General features: G+C 62.5%; 16 protein-coding genes. 9 read left to right on the top strand and 7 right to left on the bottom strand.

Translation table 11 applies throughout. From position 1 onward, the window contains the following. Positions 1-17 precede the first annotated feature (17 nt). The 4 genes from A5483_RS00685 (at position 18) to A5483_RS00670 (ending at position 4934) form a co-directional block, all read left to right on the top strand. Positions 18-299 carry a GNAT family N-acetyltransferase gene (locus A5483_RS00685; RefSeq protein WP_042843211.1) on the top strand — a complete coding sequence of 94 codons (282 nt, stop codon included), beginning with the start codon at positions 18-20 and terminating at the stop codon, positions 297-299. Between the two features lie 183 nt (positions 300-482). Further along, the gene (locus A5483_RS00680; protein ID WP_241497663.1) at positions 483-1619 is read left to right on the top strand and encodes a hypothetical protein; all 1137 of its coding nucleotides are present in this window, start codon (positions 483-485) and stop codon (positions 1617-1619) included. After that, positions 1612-4356, top strand: a complete 2745-nt coding sequence (locus tag A5483_RS00675) for a multicopper oxidase domain-containing protein (RefSeq protein WP_063810714.1) — start codon at positions 1612-1614, stop codon at positions 4354-4356. The genes A5483_RS00680 and A5483_RS00675 overlap by 8 nt, the downstream gene beginning before the upstream one ends. After that, positions 4353-4934, top strand: a complete 582-nt coding sequence (locus A5483_RS00670) for a helix-turn-helix transcriptional regulator (protein WP_063810712.1) — start codon at positions 4353-4355, stop codon at positions 4932-4934. Before A5483_RS00675 ends, A5483_RS00670 begins: the two co-directional genes overlap by 4 nt. A gap of 37 nt (positions 4935-4971) precedes the next feature. Here A5483_RS00670 and A5483_RS00665 read toward each other — a convergent pair whose 3' ends face one another. After that, positions 4972-6099: a 6-phosphofructokinase gene (locus A5483_RS00665; protein WP_115939038.1), complete on the bottom strand. Its 1128-nt coding sequence runs from the start codon at positions 6097-6099 to the stop codon at positions 4972-4974. A 565-nt stretch (positions 6100-6664) separates the two neighbouring features. Between A5483_RS00665 and A5483_RS00660 the strand changes: the two genes are divergently transcribed. Both A5483_RS00660 and A5483_RS00655 read left to right on the top strand, forming a co-directional pair. After that, the gene (locus A5483_RS00660; protein ID WP_002550213.1) at positions 6665-7288 is read left to right on the top strand and encodes a sigma-70 RNA polymerase sigma factor region 4 domain-containing protein; all 624 of its coding nucleotides are present in this window, start codon (positions 6665-6667) and stop codon (positions 7286-7288) included. After that, positions 7285-7677: a hypothetical protein gene (locus tag A5483_RS00655; RefSeq protein ID WP_002550105.1), complete on the top strand. Its 393-nt coding sequence runs from the start codon at positions 7285-7287 to the stop codon at positions 7675-7677. The genes A5483_RS00660 and A5483_RS00655 overlap by 4 nt, the downstream gene beginning before the upstream one ends. A 73-nt stretch (positions 7678-7750) precedes the next feature. On the opposite strand, the gene A5483_RS00650 is transcribed toward A5483_RS00655, so the two are convergent. From A5483_RS00650 to A5483_RS00640, 3 genes are read right to left on the bottom strand one after another with little or no spacing between them, the layout of a single operon-like run. Then, positions 7751-10117, bottom strand: coding sequence for a glycogen/starch/alpha-glucan phosphorylase (locus A5483_RS00650; RefSeq protein WP_063810708.1), 2367 nt, complete (start codon positions 10115-10117; stop codon positions 7751-7753). 55 nt (positions 10118-10172) lie between these two features. Then, complete coding sequence (locus tag A5483_RS00645) at positions 10173-11450, bottom strand: chloride channel protein (RefSeq protein WP_063810706.1); 1278 nt, start codon at positions 11448-11450, stop codon at positions 10173-10175. 44 nt (positions 11451-11494) lie between these two features. After that, complete coding sequence (locus A5483_RS00640; protein WP_002550235.1) at positions 11495-12952, bottom strand: NAD-dependent succinate-semialdehyde dehydrogenase; 1458 nt, start codon at positions 12950-12952, stop codon at positions 11495-11497. Positions 12953-13095: 143 nt separating this feature from the next. Here A5483_RS00640 and A5483_RS00635 point away from each other — a divergent pair, with 143 nt between their 5' ends. Together A5483_RS00635 and A5483_RS00630 are read left to right on the top strand one after the other, a co-directional pair. After that, positions 13096-13848 (top strand): ABC transporter ATP-binding protein, encoded by a 753-nt coding sequence (locus A5483_RS00635; protein ID WP_002550128.1) that lies wholly within the window; start codon positions 13096-13098, stop codon positions 13846-13848. Beyond that, positions 13845-15281 carry an FtsX-like permease family protein gene (locus A5483_RS00630; RefSeq protein ID WP_063810928.1) on the top strand — a complete coding sequence of 479 codons (1437 nt, stop codon included), beginning with the start codon at positions 13845-13847 and terminating at the stop codon, positions 15279-15281. The genes A5483_RS00635 and A5483_RS00630 overlap by 4 nt, the downstream gene beginning before the upstream one ends. Positions 15282-15289: 8 nt before the next feature. Here A5483_RS00630 and A5483_RS12080 read toward each other — a convergent pair whose 3' ends face one another. Further along, positions 15290-15445, bottom strand: coding sequence for a hypothetical protein (locus A5483_RS12080; protein ID WP_042843184.1), 156 nt, complete (start codon positions 15443-15445; stop codon positions 15290-15292). 41 nt (positions 15446-15486) lie between these two features. Next, the gene (galE, locus tag A5483_RS00620) at positions 15487-16548 is read right to left on the bottom strand and encodes a UDP-glucose 4-epimerase GalE (protein WP_082863950.1); all 1062 of its coding nucleotides are present in this window, start codon (positions 16546-16548) and stop codon (positions 15487-15489) included. 118 nt (positions 16549-16666) lie between these two features. Here galE and A5483_RS00615 point away from each other — a divergent pair, with 118 nt between their 5' ends. Continuing rightward, on the top strand, positions 16667-18037 hold the full coding sequence (locus A5483_RS00615; RefSeq protein WP_002550173.1) for a sensor histidine kinase: 1371 nt from the start codon (positions 16667-16669) through the stop codon (positions 18035-18037). A gap of 18 nt (positions 18038-18055) precedes the next feature. Here the strand turns inward: A5483_RS00615 and A5483_RS00610 are convergent, their stop codons facing one another. Beyond that, on the bottom strand, positions 18056-18991 hold the full coding sequence (locus tag A5483_RS00610) for a carbohydrate kinase family protein (protein WP_063810703.1): 936 nt from the start codon (positions 18989-18991) through the stop codon (positions 18056-18058). Positions 18992-19022: the final 31 nt, after the last annotated feature.

The raw sequence follows: 19022 nt of genomic DNA, 5'->3' as shown, positions 1-19022 counted from the left end.
ACCCGACAATGGGATGTATGAGTGAAACGACCGTCACCAAAAACGACCAGCAGTCACGCTACGAAGCTCACCTCGACGGAGAGCTCGCCGGATTCGCTGAATTCCGACGCGAGCGAGACGTCGTCGTCATGCCCCATACCGAGGTCTTCGCAGCCTTCGGCGGCAGGGGCGTCGGCAGTGCCTTGGCACGGTTCGCTCTCGACGACATTACTTCCCAAGGTCTGGCGGTGCGTCCGGCCTGCTCGTTCATCAAGGGTTGGCTGGACAAGCATCCCGACCATCCGGTGAAGGTGGCCTGATGAGCAGCGCTCAGGCAGGTGCCGCACACCCGTGGTGCCACTGCGCAACCTCCACCCAGGTACCATCACACAGCGGGGTCAAGTGAGGGCAGCCTCATCAACCCTGGTATTTTGAGGATCCAATAGTCGAAAAAAGGATTCCCCGTGCCTACTTCCTCCGCCGGATCGCACCACGCCTGGCTCATAGTCGCGGCCGGCATTTCCCTGCTGGCCGGTCTCGACGGTGCCCTGCTGATGCTCGGGGTGTGGTCGCCAGTGATGTCGACGCGACTATCCGACTGGCACGGGCCCCTCATGGTGCTCGGGTTCGTCGGGACCGTCATCTGCCTGGAACGCGCAGTAGCACTCGGCCATCGCCTCGGGTACCTCGTCCCGGCTATATCCGGGCTCGGCGTCATCGTCATGCTAGCGCCTCTGCCCTTCGACTCCGCCCGCGCCGGACTCGCTGTGCTCACGCTCGCCCAGTTGGGATTACTGGCCATCTACGTTCCCCTGTGGCGACGCAGCTACGACGACGCCGTCGTCATCCAAGGTGCCGGTGCCTTCTGCGCTGCCGGGGCCGCTGCTCTGCTGACATCGGGGGTACGCGTCTCCCAGATCATCGGGTGGTTGGCCTGCTACATGATCCTGACGATCTGTGGGGAAAGGCTGGAGCTGTCACGTGTGACGATGGCCCGTAACCACGCCCTGCCAGCCCTATGTCTGGCACTGGTGGCAGCCCTGCTCGTCTCGGTCGTCAGCCCAACGATCGGGTGGCGGGTGCTCGGTGTGGTGCTGATTGGACTCGCAGCGTGGTTGTGCCGCCATGATGTTGCCCGTGGCGGCCTAAGACGCGGCGGCCAGGCCGCTTATATCGGCCTGCTGCTCATGGTCGCCTACCTGTGGCTCGCAACGGCCGGGATCATATGCACGATCCAGGGGCCGCCCATCTCCCTCAGTGGGTACGACGCCGTCGTCCACTCGATCTTCCTCGGATTCACCATGGGGATGATCCTCGGCCACGCCCCTATCATCCTGCCCGCCGTGTTGCGAGTCCGGCTGGCATGGACGACGTGGTTCTGGCTTCCGGCCTTCCTGCTGGAGGCCTCCCTGCTGGTGCGCATCGGGATCGGTGACGGGTTGAAACGTTCCGGCGCGTTCCAGGTGGGCGGGGTCGTCAACGTTGTGGCCCTGCTGAGTTTAGTGGCCGTCATCGCCAGTCACGTAAGGTCCCGCAGGCGCCCAGGAGCCGCGACGGATGCGGCAGAAGCCCTGACCCCCGTGCCCGCCACGTCCACCGATCCGACCCCCGCACGCCTCGCCAGGAGGGACCATGCCTGATATCACACCCGCACCGAGTGATCGTAAACCTGACACCACTCGCCGCAGCTGGCATCGCAAGGCATCACGTCCAGTGTCAGGGTGGCTGTTAGCCCTGCTCATCGTGGCAGTCGCAAGCCCATGGATCCCGCAGTCACGCTGGCTACTGGTGCACATGATCACGCTCGGTGTGGCTACTACCTCGATCATGGTGTGGGGGCAATACTTCACCGAGGCGATCCTGCACAACAACCTCACTGACGCCGACCGTAGTCGTCAGGTATCACGCATTCGGCTGCTCACAATCGGCATCATCGTCACCTGCGTCGGCATGGTGGCGACCTGGCCATGGGTGACCGTCGTCGGTGCCGTCGTCGTCGGATCGGTGCTGACGTGGTACGCCTTCGCTCTGGCCCACCAAGTTCGCCACGCTTTACCGGGACGGTTCGCCTCGACGGTGTGGTTTTACTGTGCGGCTGCCGGTCTGCTGCCACTGGGCGCAACCCTCGGCGCAATCATGGCCTTCTCTCCCACCGAGCCGTGGCGAACTCGTCTGTTAGTGGCCCACCAGGCGCTCAACCTGCTCGGCTTCGTCGGTCTGACCGTCATCGGTACCCTCATCACGTTGTGGCCGACCGTGCTGCGCACCAAGATGCAGCCCGTCCAAGAACGCCACGGGAAGATCTCCCTGTACGTCATGCTTGTGGCGATGGCGGTGGTGACCACCGGAGCCCTGTGCGGGTTGTGGTGGCTGGCTGCCCTCGGCGTGGCGGCCCACATCGTGGGAATCTGTATCGTGTTGGGCGACCTGGTGGCCTGTGCTGTCCGTAAGCCGCCGCGCGACTTCCCCGGATTCACTATGGGGGCCGCCATCTGCTGGCTGCTGGTGTGGCTCGTTTGGCTGGTATGGAAGCTCGCCTCCAACGGTAGGGGGCTGCTCGCGGACGACATCTTTACCCTATCGGTGCCCGTCATCGTCGGGTTCCTGCTCCAGCTCCTCATCGGCGCAATGAGCTACCTCATGCCGATGGTCATGGGCGGCGGACCGACAATCGTCCGAGCTACCAATGCCAAGATGCACGCCTACGGAGCACTGCGCGCCACGATCACCAATGCCGGCCTGCTGTTGTGGGTGCTTGCAATGGGCACGTGGACCCGTCGCATCGGCATAGTGCTGACCGTCGCCGGATTGGCCACCTTCCTGCCGGCCGCCGCCGCGATGGTGCGCACCGGAGTGCCCCTGCTCAAGGAGAAGGGACGCCAGATGGCAGCCCGGAAGGTTGCTTCGGAAAACAAAGAAGTCCCCGGTTCCGGCACAGCAGCCGCCCAAGCTGCTCCGCCAGACCGCTCCGCCGTGGCCGGGACCACCAGCAAGCCCGTCGAACCCGCTCCCACCGCTCCCCCAGACCGCCGCTCTTTCGTCGGGGCCTTTGCCGGCCTGGCCACCGCCTTGACGGCGGCCGCGATCGGTCGTCACCTCGACGAAGCCCCGCCCACCAACGACACCAACGGTTCGGCGGCGGTCATCGGGGACGTCGCCCCCACCGGTCACACCACGAAGGTCACCGTCACTGCCAAAGCGATGAGATACCACCCCAGCACCATCACCGTCCCGGCTGGTGATCAGCTGGTCGTTGAGATCACCAACAAGGACCCCAACCAAGTCCACGACCTCCAATTCGCCAACGGAGCCCACTCACCGCGCCTAGCTCCCGGAGCTCACGCCACCGTCAAAGCCGGGGTCATCACCGGGCCAACCGAGGGCTGGTGCACCATCGTCGGGCACAAGTCGATGGGCATGGTGCTTAACGTCAAGGTCGATGGCATGTCGGGCGCCGACAGCCCCGATACCCACAGCGACGTCGCTAATCCCCGTCGCAGGATCGACTTGACGAAAGCTCCGGGCAAGGATTTCAGGACCCGCGATGCGGTGCTACCACCACTGATGACCGGACGCATTCACCAGATGACGCTCATCGCCCAGGAGTCCGTGCAGGAGATCGCCCCTGAGACAACCATCGACGCGATGACCTACAACGGCCGTTATATGGCCCCGGTCATCCACGCTCGTATCGGCGACCAGATGAGAATCCACCTGGTCAACAAGGGCACCATGGGCCACTCTCTGGACTTCCACGCCGGTACGGTCTCCCCTACCAAGGTCATGCGCACCATCGCTCCGGGCCAGCAGTTGGACTACAACTTCACCCTGCATCGCGCTGGGATCTGGCTCTACCACTGCTCTACCGCCCCGATGTCAGCTCACATTGCAGCAGGCATGTTCGGAGCCGTCATCGTGCCGCCGCACGACCTGCCTCGAGCCGATCGGGAGTTCTACCTGGTGCAGTCGGAGACCTACCTAAGTGAGCACAATGGGGCGGAAGTCAATATCGCCAAGATTGCCAACGAAACCCCTGATCTGACGATGTTCAACGGGCACGCCAACCAATACGTTTTTGAGCCTCTCAAAGCCAGAGTCGGCGAGCGGGTGCGCATCTGGGTACTCGCGGCTGGCCCGAGTCGAGGGTGCTCTTTCCACGTCGTCGGAACCCAATTCGACACCGTCTTTAAGGAGGGCGCTTACACTCTCAAACGTGGCAATCCGGAGGGTGGGGGCTGCCAGGCCCTCGATCTGGCCAGCGCCCAGGGCGGTTTCGTTGAGATGCTCTTCGAGGAGCCAGGACGCTACACCTTTGTTAACCACTCCTTCGTGGAGATGGAGCGCGGCGCCAAGGGATTCATTGAGGTGACGACATGAGCACACGAAGTGATGACACTGCGAGCCTGGTCGATCCAGGATCACAGCAGCGTATCGACGAGGTCGCCGACGCTCTGAGACGACGTGGCGGTTCAGCGACGAGCGCCGAACTGGCCTCCGACCTAGGGATTCACCCCTCGACGGCGCGATTCCACCTCGACCATCTCGTCGAACAGGGGCGAGCGACGATGACGCGTCGACATCGGGCCACCCGGGGACGTCCGCACACGCTTTTTATCCTCGTCAGCGACGAAGGACCACGGGCCTATCGGCTGCTAGCTCAGATGCTCGTTGAGGAGGTTGTCCTCGCCAACAACCCGACAGCTACGGCCATGCGCATCGGTCAGCGTTGGGGGCGGCGTCGCCCCGACGATCTCGTCGCAGTACTCGATGACATGGGCTTCTCCCCGACCGTAGAAGAGGACGGTATCGAGCTGCGCCATTGCCCCTTCCTGGACCTGGCCCGCGATTACCCCCAGGTGGTGTGTTCCCTGCACTGTGGGGTCGTCGAGGGTGTGACGGGGCAGACCGCGACCATCGACGCTAACCCCGGGGTCCGGTGTATGGTACACGCTTGAATGGCAGGTGCCCTTGACGAAAACCAATGGCAAAACTTTAGTCGCCTAGACCGGTTCCGACCTGACGTGCCGCCTTCACCCACGGATGATCAGCAGGCACGTATTTAACCTTGCCAGCGACCTCTTTCAACGGCACAGTCGTGGCATCTGTGCCCTTCGCGGCCACCATGATGCCGAACTCGCCGTCATCAACGAGCCTGGCACCCATGGTTCCCAGCCGGGTGGCAAGCAGACGGTCGTGAGCGCACGGGATACCGCCACGCTGCACATAGCCGAGGATTGAGACCCGCGACTCCAGCTTGGTGGCCTCCTCAAGCTGGGTAGCCAACTTGAGGGTGTTGTCGCGCATGGAATGTTCAAGATCCTTCTTGGCCTTCTTGGCCGCCGCCTTCGTCTCCGCAGTCTTGGCAGCGTCAACAAGGGCCTGGGCTCCGGCCATCGCAGCCGAATCGGCCTCGTCACGAGCGCCCTCGGCCACCGCGATGACAGAGAAATTCAGTCCCTGCTTCTGTCGGTTTTCCACCGCCTGGACGATGGAGTCCAGTTTGTAGGGCACTTCGGGCAGCAGGATCACGTCAGCGCCGCCGGCGATGCCCGAGCCGAGGGCCAGCCACCCGGCACGGTGACCCATGATCTCGGCGAGGATAATGCGGTGGTGGGAGTGGGCGGTGGAGTGCAGCCGGTCGATGGCCTCAGTGGCGATCTCTAGTGCCGTCGAGAACCCAAAGGAGTCGTCGGTTCCGACGATGTCGTTGTCGATTGTTTTGGGCAGATGCAAGACGTTTAGTCCGGCCTTGGCTAGCTTGTACGCATTCTTGGCGGTGCCGCCGCCACCCAAGGTCACCAGAGCGTCAAGTCCCAGCTTCTCGTAGTTCTCGACAATGGTGGGGACCATATCCCGTTCCTCGCCGTCGATAACCATGTGGTTGACCTTGTCACGGCTGGTTCCCAAGATGGTCCCGCCGACGGTGAGGATGCCCGAGAGGGCACGCGGGTCAAGGGTGACGGTGCGATTCTCCGCCAATCCGAGGAAGCCGTCCTGAATACCGATGAGTTCCATGCCGTGCTGGCGGATGGCGGCTTTCCCAAATCCGCGGATCGCGGCGTTGAGCCCGGGGCAGTCACCGCCTGCGGTGAGGATGCCGACCTTCTTCTTTTTGGACATGGCGACTCCTGATCTGTGTCGGGTGTTACCCATCCTTCCATGGATGGCGTCGACGACGGCGATCCTCCGTGGCAATCATGTGCGTCATCGTGACGACTGCCATTCGTGGTAGCAGCTGACGGCCTTCCCTGCAGGATTGCCACAGCGCTGAAGCGAAGCTGAGTGTGGCGCGGGGCCTCATCTGCCAGACGGCCATGACCGCGGCTTGTCGTTGCTTATCGACGTGGCTGACATGCGTACTGTGCGTTCCGGCGGCTCCTAACGGGGTTGAAGGCGGTTCGAAGCGCGCATTCAACCCCTGGCTGAAAGCCCAAACCAAACAGTTTTCGAGAACCAGGGAGGTCATGGTGGTTAACGAGTTCACCCAGCTACAGCACCGCCATGGCAAACGTGCGAGAAACGGTTACGAGGGTCTCTCCGGATGGCAGAAGGTTTCCCTTCCCACCGAATCACCACACGTTCATACAGGGATACATGTAAGGATTTAAGCTTCACGGGACTACGATTTAGGTTATTCGCTAAAACAGCGATCGGCATGCTAGAAGCCACGAGGAAGGAGCGTTCCATGCTCGCCTGGGTCATTCTTGCCGACCAGGTTGACAGTCGACGTCACAACGACGAGGTCCCCCATCTCCTTGCTGCCCTGACCTCCCCCGGGCTACTGGTGAGCCCCACGGGTCACAGGGTCGGCACCCCGGAATGGGTCCTTCCCCCAGAGCGGACTTCCGGTGACGAGGTCCAGGCCCTCACCACTGACCCCGCCAGCCTCATCCACGCCGTGTGGACGGCCGGTTCTGGGCCGTGGCGTATTGGAGTCTCCCATGGCGAGGTCGACACTCCGCTGCCCGATTCCACGCGCGCAGCACGAGGACCGGCTTACATATCGGCCCGAGAAGCGATCGACGAGTGTCGACGACGTCGCGCAGCAATCCACGTCTTTCCCAACGGCACTGATGGAATGCGCCGGTTCTGCCAGGCAGCCCAGATCGTCGTCGATCTCGCCCGGCGGATGCGCCCCGCCTCCCGTGATGTCGCCAAGTTCTACGATCTGTCTATGAGCAGCGATGAGACCGCGCGGACCCTCGGAATTAGCCCCTCGGCCGTCAGCCAGCGACTCACCCGTGCCCGCTGGGAATACCTCGTCGAGACTCGCCAGCTCGCCGCCGATCTGGCCCAGGAAGCGCAATGATCGTCACCATGAGAATCGCGGCCGCTCTCCTCGTCATCGCTGCGGTGTGGGGCGGCAAGTACGTTGTCTCGCTAGTTTTCCACGCCGCCGGAGTCCGCGCCGGCGCGGATACTGGCCTGCTGCGCGGAGGCCTGTGGATCGGCTATTTAGAGCGGCTGGGAATCGCCACCGCCATCCTCGCCAGCTATCCGGCCGGAATCGCCGTCATCCTCGGCGTCAAGACCCTCGCCCGCTATGCCGAACTAAAGTCACAACCCACCCCGGGATCGGACGCTACGCAGGCCAACAAGGAGTCAAGCGCAGCTATCGAGCAATTCATCATCGGAACGATGGCCTCGGCTTTGTGGTCGGTACTGCTCACGGTGGCAGCCAAGGCGCTATGGGGCTGACCCTCCAGATACACGTGGACGCCGGGCGCCCGTGGCCAACCCGGTGTCCGCGATGCTCCATCAGGCCCGAAACTCACTCAACCCTGACTGGCTCCAGCTTCCACACCTGTTCGGCGTAGTCGCGGATAGTGCGGTCCGAGGAAAACCGACCAGACTTGGTGACGTTCACCCACGCCTTGCGCGCCCAACCATGGGCGTCAGCATGATCAGCGGCCATCTTGTCCTTGACATCCCGGTAGGACGCGAAGTCGCCCAGCACGTAGTAGACGTCGGGACCCTCCCAACCGGGCTCCATGAGGCTCTGACGCAGGTCATGGAACCAGCCGGAACCGTTGTCGTCGAGGGTACCGTCGGTCAGCGCATCGATGACTCGCTTGAGGCCCGGCACGTTCTCGTAATGCCACCGTGGATCGTAGTCCCGCTTGAGGGAGGGCAGCTGTTCCTCAGTGGCACCAAAGATGTAGGAGTTTTCATCACCGACAGCGTCGAGGATCTCGACGTTGGCCCCATCCAAGGTGCCCAAGGTGAGTGCGCCGTTCATCATGAACTTCATATTCGAGGTGCCCGAGGCCTCCTTGCCGGCCATCGAGATCTGCTCGGAGACGTCAGCGGCCGGGATGATGTGCTCGGCTGGGGAGACGTTGTAATTGTGAACGAAGACAACTTTGATTCGCCCGTCGATGTCATCGTCGTTATTGACCAGACGAGCCACCTCGTTGATGAATTTGATGATCGCCTTAGCACGAAGGTAGCCGGGGGCGGCCTTAGCGCCGAAGATGAACACCCGCTTGGGCACATCGACAGTGGGGTCGTCCTTGATACGGAAGTAGAGGTCAAGGATGTAGAAGGCGTTGAGAAGCTGCCTTTTGTATTCGTGCAGCCTCTTGATTTGGACGTCGAAGATGGCATCCGGATCGATCTCGACGCCCTCACGCTCGGCCACCCAAGCCGCAAAGTCAGCCTTGTTGGCGTGTTTGATCTCGTTGATGCGGTCGTAGACCGAGTCGTCTACGGAATCGGTGTAGTCAGCGAGCACGGCAAGATCCTTGACCCAAGCGTCAGAGCCGGTGACTTCGGTCAACAGGGCGGCCAGACGCGGGTTGCACTGGTTGAGCCAGCGGCGCGGGGTGACGCCGTTGGTCTTATTGTTGAACCGCTGCGGCCAGATCGCGTACCACTCTTTGAGGGTTTCGCGTTTGATGATCTCGGTGTGCAGGGCGGCCACACCGTTGATGGAGTAGGAGGCGTAGCAGGCGATCCACGCCATCCGTACCTGGTTGCCACTGACCGGGGCCATGTACTCGATGGTGGAGGCGTCCAGGCCGCGCTTGTTCATATCCTCACGGAAACGGCGATCAATCTCGCGCACGATCTCGCAAATGCGCGGGAACAGGCGATCGAAGATCTGCATTTCCCACTTCTCGAGGGCCTCGGCCAGCACGGTGTGGTTGGTGTAGGCGAAGGTGTGGGTGACGATCTGCCACGCCTGCTCCCAACCCATGCCGTGGTCATCGAGGAGGATGCGCATGAGCTCAGGGATGGACAGCACTGGGTGGGTGTCATTGACCTGGATCGAGTTGTACTTGGCGAAGTCAGTGAGGTCCTGGCCGTGGTGCTCGATGTAGTTGTCCACGATCTCCTGCAAGGAGGCCGAGCAGAAGAAGTATTGCTGACGCACCCGCAGCACTTTGCCCTCAAAGGTGGTGTCGTTGGGGTAGAGCACTCGCGAAATATCGGAGGTGCGCTCCCGCTCGACGATGGCGTCGGTGAAGCGTTGGGAGTTGAAAGCCTGGTAGTCGAACTGTTCCATCGGCTCGGCTTTCCACAGCCGTAGAGTTCCGACGTTGCGAGTCCCATAGCCGGTGATCGGCATATCGTGAGGAATGGCACGCACCCACATGTCGGCGTAGCGGACGATGCGCTGCTGCTCTTGGCGACGGATGACAAATGGGTAGCCCTCTTCCATCCACGGGTCCGGATGCTCAGTCTGGAAACCGTTGTCGAAGAGCTGTTTGAACAAACCGTAGCGGTAGAGGATTCCGTAACCAGTGACAGGCAGTTCTAGGGTGGCACAGGAGTCGAGAAAACAGGCGGCCAGACGGCCGAGGCCACCGTTACCTAGCGCAGCGTCAGGCTCCTGTTCGAGTACCTGGGACAAGTCGATACCGAAGTTGGCGAGGGCCTCACGGGTCTCGTTGACCAGTCCAAGGTTCGACAAGTTATTGAGCAGGGCCCGTCCCATGAGGAATTCAGCGGAGAAGTAGTGCTCCTGACGTCCGGCCTTGTAGGCAGCGTCAGTGGCCTGCCAGTCATCTGCAATACGGCCCACGACGGAGGCAGATAATCCCTGCCACACCTCCATAGGAGTCGACGCGGTGACGGAACGTCCTGAAGTCGATCGCACCTGGAATGCGATTGCTGAAGCCAGGTCCTGAGTCATGTGTCTTCCTTGGATATGGGGGGCGCCGCACCGCGGCTGGTACATCCCGCTCAGACTACCGCGGATCAGACGTATTCCCCGGAGCCCGACCTATCCGCCCGTGGGGCCGCCGACTGACGAGAACGGACCCTACCCAACCGAGCACAACCGCTACGAGAACAACCGGAACTCCTAGCATTCCGGGGCGAGCTAGTTCTAGCGCAAAGGCGGCTGCGAATAGCGGAGCACGCTGGGTCATGGACAGCACGCATCCGGCGCCGACAATTACCATCATTGCAGCCTGGGAGGGTGCGTCGATCCCTGCCAGCACGGCCACCAGGGCTCCAACTAGGGCACCTGCAGATAGGGAGGGGGTCAGTAGGCCGCCAGCAGCACCGGATCGTAGTGCCACCGTCGTGGCAAGAATCTTGCCGACGAGCAGGATCGCCAAGCTGGCTGGGGCCACGGGATGAGCCAGCACCAGATTGACGATGACCTGACCATTGCCGACCACCTGAGGTGCCACCACGGCGATGGCTGTCACGCCAGCCGATCCCAGCGGAACCGTCCACCACAGCCTGGAGGTGAGGGGAACTCGTCGTTTCGTCTCCCTAAAGAGCAGGCCCATCCCGGCCCCCGCAACGGTCGACGCCGCGACGACAAGAACCACCCAGCCGAGGCCACTACTCGTCACTGTGGCGGCTGGTGAGCGGTAGATGGGCCGGCCATGGTTAAACAACCATGCCGTCACCGTTGACAGGGCGGAGATGACGACGGCTATCCCCACCTGTCCCCAGCCGCGCTTGGTGCGAAGGTTAGGGCGCACTGTCAGTTCCAGGGCGTACAGCGCTCCAGCGACGGGCACGTTATAGACCGATGCCAGGCCGGCACCGGCAGCGCTGGCCAGCACAACCCGCCGGGTGGCAGGGTCGACTCGGAAGGTGTCGGATAACCCCTGGGCGGCCAAGGCAGCCATCTGACGCGGTGCCGCCTCTCGGCCTAGGGAACTCCCGGAGCCGACGACGACGAGCTGGGCGAGAGCATCAACGATGGTCTCGACCGGGCGTAGCCGCGCCGGAGAGTCGACGGCCTGCCGCACCGAGGTGATCGACCCCGACGGGAGCGGACGCAGCCACCACCACGTCAACCCCGCAATGAGAGCGCCCACAATCGGTGCGGTAAGGCGTCTCCACATGGCGACTGTTCCGACACCTGTCGTTGAGGGGGAGAAGGGCACACCGAACGCGCAGGCCTCCAAGAGGTGAGACAGTTCGCTGGTAAGACCACCGATGAGTCCCGACGCCAACCCCGTCAGTACGACGGCGAGGAGAAATCGGATCCGTGAAGTGGCCACGAGTCCGACGCTATCGTTTGTTTCTCGCCATCATGTCGTGACGATTATGCGGGAAGGGCGACGTAGATCGTCTCCAAGAATTCCTCGATGCCCTGGTAAGAACCCTCGCGGCCCAGCCCGGACTCCTTGACGCCACCAAATGGGGCAGCCGCGTTAGAGAACGCCCCCAGGTTCGCGCCGATCATGCCGACCTCCAGCTTCTGTCCCATCCGCAGGATGCGAGCTGTGTCACGGGTAAACACATACCCGGCCAGTCCGACCGGAACCGAGTTGGCGAGGGCTAACGCTTCTTCTTCGGTGCGGAAGGTCGTCACCGGGGCGACCGGCCCGAAAATCTCGGTCTGCATGATCTCAGCGTCGGCAGGAACGCCAGCAAGCACCGTCGGCGGGTAGAACCAGCCCTTACCCGCAGGGATCTCACCACCACAGCGCACGGTGGCACCGGCTTCAACAGCAGAACGCACCAGACCATCAACCTTTTCGCGGTCCCGTTCGGTGATCATGGGCCCGACTTCGGATTTTTCGTCTAAGCCGTCCCCGACGACCAGACCTGACATCATCTCCACCATCTTGTCGGTGAACTCCTCGGCCACCGACTCGTGGACGATAAAGCGGTTCGCAGCGATGCAGACCTCGCCCATGTTGCGCATCTTGGCGGCTTTGGCCCCGACGATGGCTTGGTCTAGGTCGGCATCGTCAAAAACGATGAAGGGAGCGTTACCACCCAGTTCCATTGAGGTACGCAACACGTGCTTGGCAGCCTTACCTAGCAGGTTCACACCAACCCCGGTAGACCCCGTGAAAGAGAGCTTGCGCAGCCGCGGGTCCTCCAAGACCGCGTCAGTGACGGCGTGGTCCCGGCCAGTAATGACATTGAGGACACCAGCTGGCAGGCCAGCATCGAGGAACGTCTTGGCGAGCAGCAAGGTGGTCAACGGGGTAGCCGAGGCTGGGCGGATCACCACAGTGCACCCAGCAGCCAGAGCCGGGGCGACCTTGCGGGTGGCCATCGCCAGCGGGAAGTTCCATGGCGTGATGAACAGGCACGGACCGATGGGACGCTTAGTGACCAGCTGACGAACTTTGCCCTCAGGAAGCAGACCGTAGTCACCACGGATGCGCACAGCTTCCTCCGAGAACCAGCGCAGGAATTCGGCACCATAACTGACCTCACCGTAGGACTCAGCGAGCGGCTTACCCATCTCGAGGGTCATGAGGCGGGCGAAGTCATCCTTGCGCTTGGTGACGAGGCTAAACGTCTCGCGCAGGACTTCGGCGCGCTCTCGCGGGGCGGTGTCGGCCCAGGAGCGCTGGGCACGAACAGCAGCGTCGAGGGCATCGGTGCCTTGGTCAACAGAGGCATCGGCGATGGCGACGAGGAACTTCTCAGTGGCGGGATCGATAACGTCGAAGGTGCGGGACGCCTCGGCGTCAACCCATTCTCCGTCGATGAGCAACTTGGTGGGGAGATCGGAGGGGAGCGAACGGTCGTTGGTCATCATAAAACCACCCTATGACGGGGTGTCGACGATGTCGCAGGGTTCGGCGTTCACGTGGGGAGAACACGCTCATACCACGGGAGGACCAGCCAATTCGCCCGCCAGCATGATGTGTGACGAGGGCTTTGGGCAGCACAGTAGAGGCCATGTTGACGACAACTCGCCCACACCTCCATGCTGCTGACGCGGCTATCCGTGGCGCCCACCTGCGCACCCTGGCGCTGACGAAAACCTACGGGACGACACGTGCCCTCGACCACATCGACATCGCCATCCCAGCCGGCCAGTCGGTCGCCATTATGGGGCCGTCTGGGTCAGGCAAGACCACCTTGCTGCACTGCTTGTCGGGGATTCTTTCGGCTGACTCTGGCACTATCGAGCTGGGCCTGCCGGACCGCACCGTCAACGTCGAAAACCTCTCTAGCGAGGACCGCGCAAAGTTACGTCGTCAATCCCTGGGTTTCGTCTTCCAGCAAGGAATGCTTGTCCCCGAGCTCACTGCGGTGGAGAACACCGCCCTGCCTCTCATGCTCAACGGCGTATCCCGAGCCGAGGCCGTCAGGTATGCCGCCCAGTGGCTTGAATCGATGGGGTTGGGCGGCATGGCAGATCGCCGGATCGGCCAGCTCTCCGGGGGCCAGGCCCAACGCGTCGCTATTGCGCGGTCCCAGGTGATCGATCCGGCGATTGTCTTCGCTGACGAACCCACCGGGGCCCTCGACTCGGCCACCGCCGTCGAAGTGATGGCTATTCTGCTTTCGGCGACGACCGGACGGGAACGCACCCTCGTCGTCGTCACCCATGACGAAAATGTTGCCCGCCGCTGCCAGCGCATCCTTCGCCTGCAAGACGGCCGAATCGTCTCTGACGACGTGCGTCATTCTGACGGGACGTGGTGACTGTGACGCCAACTATCGACGCCAGTCAAAGGATCCCGCCCCTCACCGTCCCCGAGACGCCGGGAGTTACGCCTGGACATCCGGCTACTGCTGCGGTCCTCGGCATGATCCTCCGTGTCTCGGTTGCCGACCACTCCTCCTGGCGGCTGCCGGTGGTCGCCTTTACTGTCATTGCGACAATGATCCTTGACGTCACTGGCGGTGCCGTCATGATGTGGCACCTACCGGGACAGAACTCTGCCTTCTACAAACTGACTTCGACAGTTGCCGTCATCCTGTTGGTGCTGCCCCTGATGACCTTGGCCGCGTCGGCGGCACGTTTGTCGGCCCGACGGCGGGACGACCGGTTGTCTGCTCTGCGACTTGTGGGCGCTTCGTCCCATCTGTTGCGGGTAATGACCCTGGCCGAGGCTGGGTTACAGGCCTTCACAGGTTCCATTCTGGGCATTGCCGGATATGCACTGTGTCTGCCTCTGCTGGGGCAGCTGTCGTTCAACGGTGGAAGGGTCGGTGCAGATTCGATCCTGCTGGGTCCCATCCCGGTGGCCGGCGTCATCCTCGCCCTCGTGCTACTCGCCCTTGTCAGCTCTGCGATCGGCCTGCGAAGGGTTGACGTGTCCCCGCTTGGAGTGCGGATGCGCAGCCAGCCTCGATCGGTCTCGTGGATTCGGCTGGCAGTCGGTGGCACCGTCGTTGTGCTCATCGTCTTTTCTAGAGCTGCGTTGAAGTTCCTCGGTAGACAGACGGGCATGGTAGGCGTGTACGTGTTTATCGCCGTCACCCTGGCCGCCGTCGTCGAACTCGCCAACATCATTGGCCCCAAGCTGCTGGCGATGTACTTCCAGCACCGTCTCAAGCAGGCTACGAGTGCCACCGATCTTGTGGCAGCCCGTCAGGTGTTGGAGAACCCCCGCGCAGCCTGGACCCAGATGGCCTCGCTGGGAGCGGTGTGCGTGGTTGGAATGCTCGGGGGGACCGGAGCCGCGATGATGCAGGCCGTCGGTAACGATTCCCAGGCCACGGTATCTTCCCGAATCATCGGAGGGGATCTACAGACTGGTGTCATCCTCCTCATCGCCTTCGCCTTCGCCACTGTTGCCTGCTCGGTGGGAGTCAACCAGGCTGCTGCGGTCCTCGATCGTCGATCTGTCGAGGTGGGGTTGGACGTCGTCGGGATGGATCTGTGGGCCCAGGACAAGGTGCGACGCGTCACTGTCATTTCCCCGATGCGGTTTGCCATGGCCGCCGGCATTGTCGCCACCGGGCTGCTGCTCATCCCGGCGACCGGGATCGCTCTCGTCACCCGGCCAGCGACGATCCTCGTAACAGTCGCCACCATTCTGGTGGGGGCGGGGATGGTTCGACTGGGTCTGTGGGTTACCCGTCCGACTCTGCGTCGGGTCCTCGATGAGGGGCTAACCCGGACTGAATAAGACGACGGTCAGCTCCACTGCTCGTCGTCGGGGCGCTCGTCGATCCCATCCATGCCGAATCGCCATACCTCGTCGATCCAGCCCCTCCTCATTGAGCTGATCCGGCTGGTCACTGCAATGGCACTGGCCACAACGGCAAGGCCCACGAGGAGGGGTTTATTCATGGCTTTACTGTAAAACGCCGGGGTTGCCCACCTAAGGAGGATCAGTAACCCAGGATCTTCTTGCGCTCTGGCAGCCATGCAATGGCGTCGCGAATCCCATCTGCCTGGGTTAACTCCGCGCTCCAACCGAGCAGGTCTTTAGCCCGGCGGGACACAGTGTAGGCACCTGCAACGTCACCGGGACGCGGCGGACCGTAGACGACATTGAGGGACCTTCCAGTGCCTTCTTCGAAGGCTTTAACGAGCTCCTTGACGGTAACGCCGCTTCCGGTACCGATATTGAATACCTGATACGGGTCGTCGGTCGTAACCTCATCGAGATGCTCCAAAGCAGCAACATGAGCGCGAGCCAGATCCCAAACGTGGATGTAGTCGCGAATACCTGACCCGTCGCGAGTCGGCCACTCAACCCCAGTAACAGTGAAAGTGGAATCCTCCATCCAGGCGTCGATCATCTTGCCGAGCACATGGGTGGGATGTTCAATCTGCTGACCGGTACGCAGCTTCGGATCCGAGCCGATCGGGTTAAAGTACCGCAGGCTCAGCGCCTTGAGATCGGAGGCGTGGGCGGCGTCACGCAGGATGAGTTCCACCATGAATTTAGTGGTGGCATAGGGGGAGCCGGGGTCCAGCGCGGATTCCTCAGTGACCTTGAACTCCTCGTCAGTGGCATAGATCGACGCCGAGGACGAAAACAAGATGCGGTGTACACCGTTGCGCTCCATACCCTTGAGCAGGGCAACGGTCTTGCCGACATTATTGCCGTAATAGGTCAGCGGCTCATCAACCGATTCGGGGACGACGATCTTGGCTGCGCAGTGGACGACGGCGTCGATCTGGTTCTCAGAGAAGACACGATCGAGCAGGTCCTGATCAGCGATGTCGCCCTCGTAGAACGTGCGGTCGCGAACGAATTCGCGGCATCCCGCGGACAGGTCATCCAGCACGACGACCTCATGGCCAGCCTCCTCACACGCTGAACCAACCGTCGATCCGATGTAACCGGCCCCGCCGGTGATGAGAATCTTCATGGGAACCTTCCGTAACGTCGAACTCGTCGCGCTCAAGTTTAGGGGCGGCTCACCCGCCTCTATGGCGGCCACGGGCTGCGTGTGGTGAATTGGTCACGAGTGGTGCGCGTTGCCAGCCCACGTGTCACTATCTGCCATGCCTAACCGATTTTCCATGGCGGGTTTATGGCGGGTTTCTAGAATTGCGGATATGGAGGACACCGGATCGCAGCCGCTACCCACGGAGAGCCGCCCCAACGGTTCCCGCGGAGCAGGGGTACGCGCCCGTCTCAATCGGTTCAACCCGAGCCGCAATAACGTCCCCCAAATCAGCATCCCCGGTATGGAAGAGGTGCTGGACCCCAAGCTCGACGACGGCCGCCCAACCGACACCGAACGGGCGTGGTGGGGAGACGTCACCCTGACCCTCGTCATGGCTGTAGTGACGATCGTCCCCTACCTCGTCAGCCTGGTGGAATGGCCGCGCCCAGAGTATGTCGCCGCCTTGTTCTCATCGATGGTCATGGTGGCTTCCCTGCCGGTGCGCCGCGAACATCCTCTTCTCATGATGACGTTGGTCGCCATCGGGGCTGCTATCCAGTTCTTCTTTGTACCTTTCCCGGTGCTGAGTATCTTCGTCGTCCCGATCACCTCCTACTCAGTGGCGAGGTGGGTCGACGGCCACCAGTCTCGCTGGGTGCTGTGGGTCGGAGCTGTGGGCTCTGTCATTGGACCAATGAGGTGGATCCCCACCATTGCCGCCGGTTACGATCCCTCATCGGGAACACCCTGGGTGCTGTTGGTGCTCGCCATGACGGTATGCGCGGGCCTCGTTCTTACCCCATACGCGGTAGGCCGGCGGCTGCGAGAGTCCGCCCTCATCGACTCCCAGCAACGCATCGTCAAAGCCCAGCGGTACCGTGCGATCCTCGCCGAGCGGGAGCAGCAGGCCAGGGTCGCCGAGGAGCGCACCCGCAACGAGATCGCACGAGAGCTCCACGACATCGTCGCCCATTCGCTGTCGATCATGATTGTGCAGGCCGAAGGCGGCAAAGCATTAGCAACGAAAAAACCCGAGAAGGCCCCCGAGGTGCTCGATACCATCGCCGAGACCGGCCGAGAGGCTCTCCTTGAGATGAGGCGAATAGTCGGGGTGCTACGCCAGGACACCGACGCCGAGTTCTCTCCCTCCCCCGGCCTGACTGAGATTCCCGACCTGGTGGAAAAGTCCGGGGCGAAAGTTGAACTGAGGGTCACCGGGGCAGAGCCGGTGGTTTCCCAGACCCTTGGACTGGTGGTGTACCGAGTCGTTCAGGAAGCTCTCACCAACGTCCTCAAGCACGCTGGTCCAAGCGCTCACGCCACTGTAGACCTGACGTACTCACCTACCGCGATTCACGTGGAGATTCTCGACGACGGGTACGGGGATGCCGTCCAGGGGGACGGTCGGGGACACGGCCTCCAAGGAATGAGGGAGCGCGTGACGTCGATGGGTGGGCAATTGTCCGCGGGGCCTCGTAAAGAGGGCGGGTTCTGCGTCATAGCGAACCTGCCGGTCCAGGGCGATTCCCGCCAGAGGTGAGCTCGGCTCCGACGCCATTTATCCCAACAGTTCGGTGAGGAACCCTAACCGCTCCGGAGCCCGCGGTACCCAGGCGAGCACATCCTCGGGTGTGAGGGGGTCGGCAGTTCCGTGCGCTCGCGAAGTGACGATAGCCCCTACCAGGGCGGCGACGTCGAGCTTACGGGCGAACGGCACCTGCCACCCCCAGCTCCAGGCCAGGCCGGCCAAGGTAGCGTCGCCAGCACCTGTGGTGTTGACCGGGTTAATGGCCACCGCCGGGACGTGAATCTCCTCGCCGGTACGAGAATCCACACCGACGATCCCGTCGCCACCACAAGTCACAACAACCACCGGCACGTGCTCAGCGAGGGCTCGAGCGGCCCGCACGGGGTCGTCGGCACCCGTAAGGTGCATCGCCTCTATAGCATTAGGCGTGTAGCAGGTGCATCCCGACACCGCGTCCAGCAATCCGGATTCGTATTCGTCCTCGAATCCGTGGTCTGCGATCACTGGAATCCCCGCGCCGGCAGCTTCATGCAGCCAGGTGTCCGCGGGGACCGACACATGGGTGACGACGACGTCGACTCCGTCAAGGTTCGGTGCGGGAAGCGGAGCTGGCAACGCAGCTTCCACCGTCGTCATAGCCCGCTCGGTGCCACACGCCTGGCTCATCGTCACTGGGAGAGCCCAGCCAGGGTTGACCGGGCTCGGGGCCAGGTTGATGCCCCAGTCGGTTAGTTCCTGACGGCACATCTGGGAGTTGGGGTCGTCGCCTAGACCCGTCAGCAACTCGACTTGCGCACCCAGGCTTGCCGCAATCCGTGCCGTGTTCGCGACCCCACCCCAGGTGGCGACGAAGTCGGTGCCGTAACGCTCCTCGCCTAGTCTGGGCAACTGGTCAATTCCAGAGATGACGAAATCGCGGAACGTGATGCCGGCGGTAAGCAGCCGAGGATGACGGTTGACGGACATGGGCATGGCTCCTGCGCGCAATGGGTCGCCC

Origin of the sequence: Cutibacterium namnetense (assembly GCF_001642025.1) — a bacterium.
Taxonomy (GTDB): Bacteria; Actinomycetota; Actinomycetes; order Propionibacteriales; family Propionibacteriaceae; genus Cutibacterium; species Cutibacterium namnetense.
The sequence above is the reverse complement of the archived record's forward strand: the minus strand, read 5'-3'. Positions and strand labels throughout refer to the sequence as shown.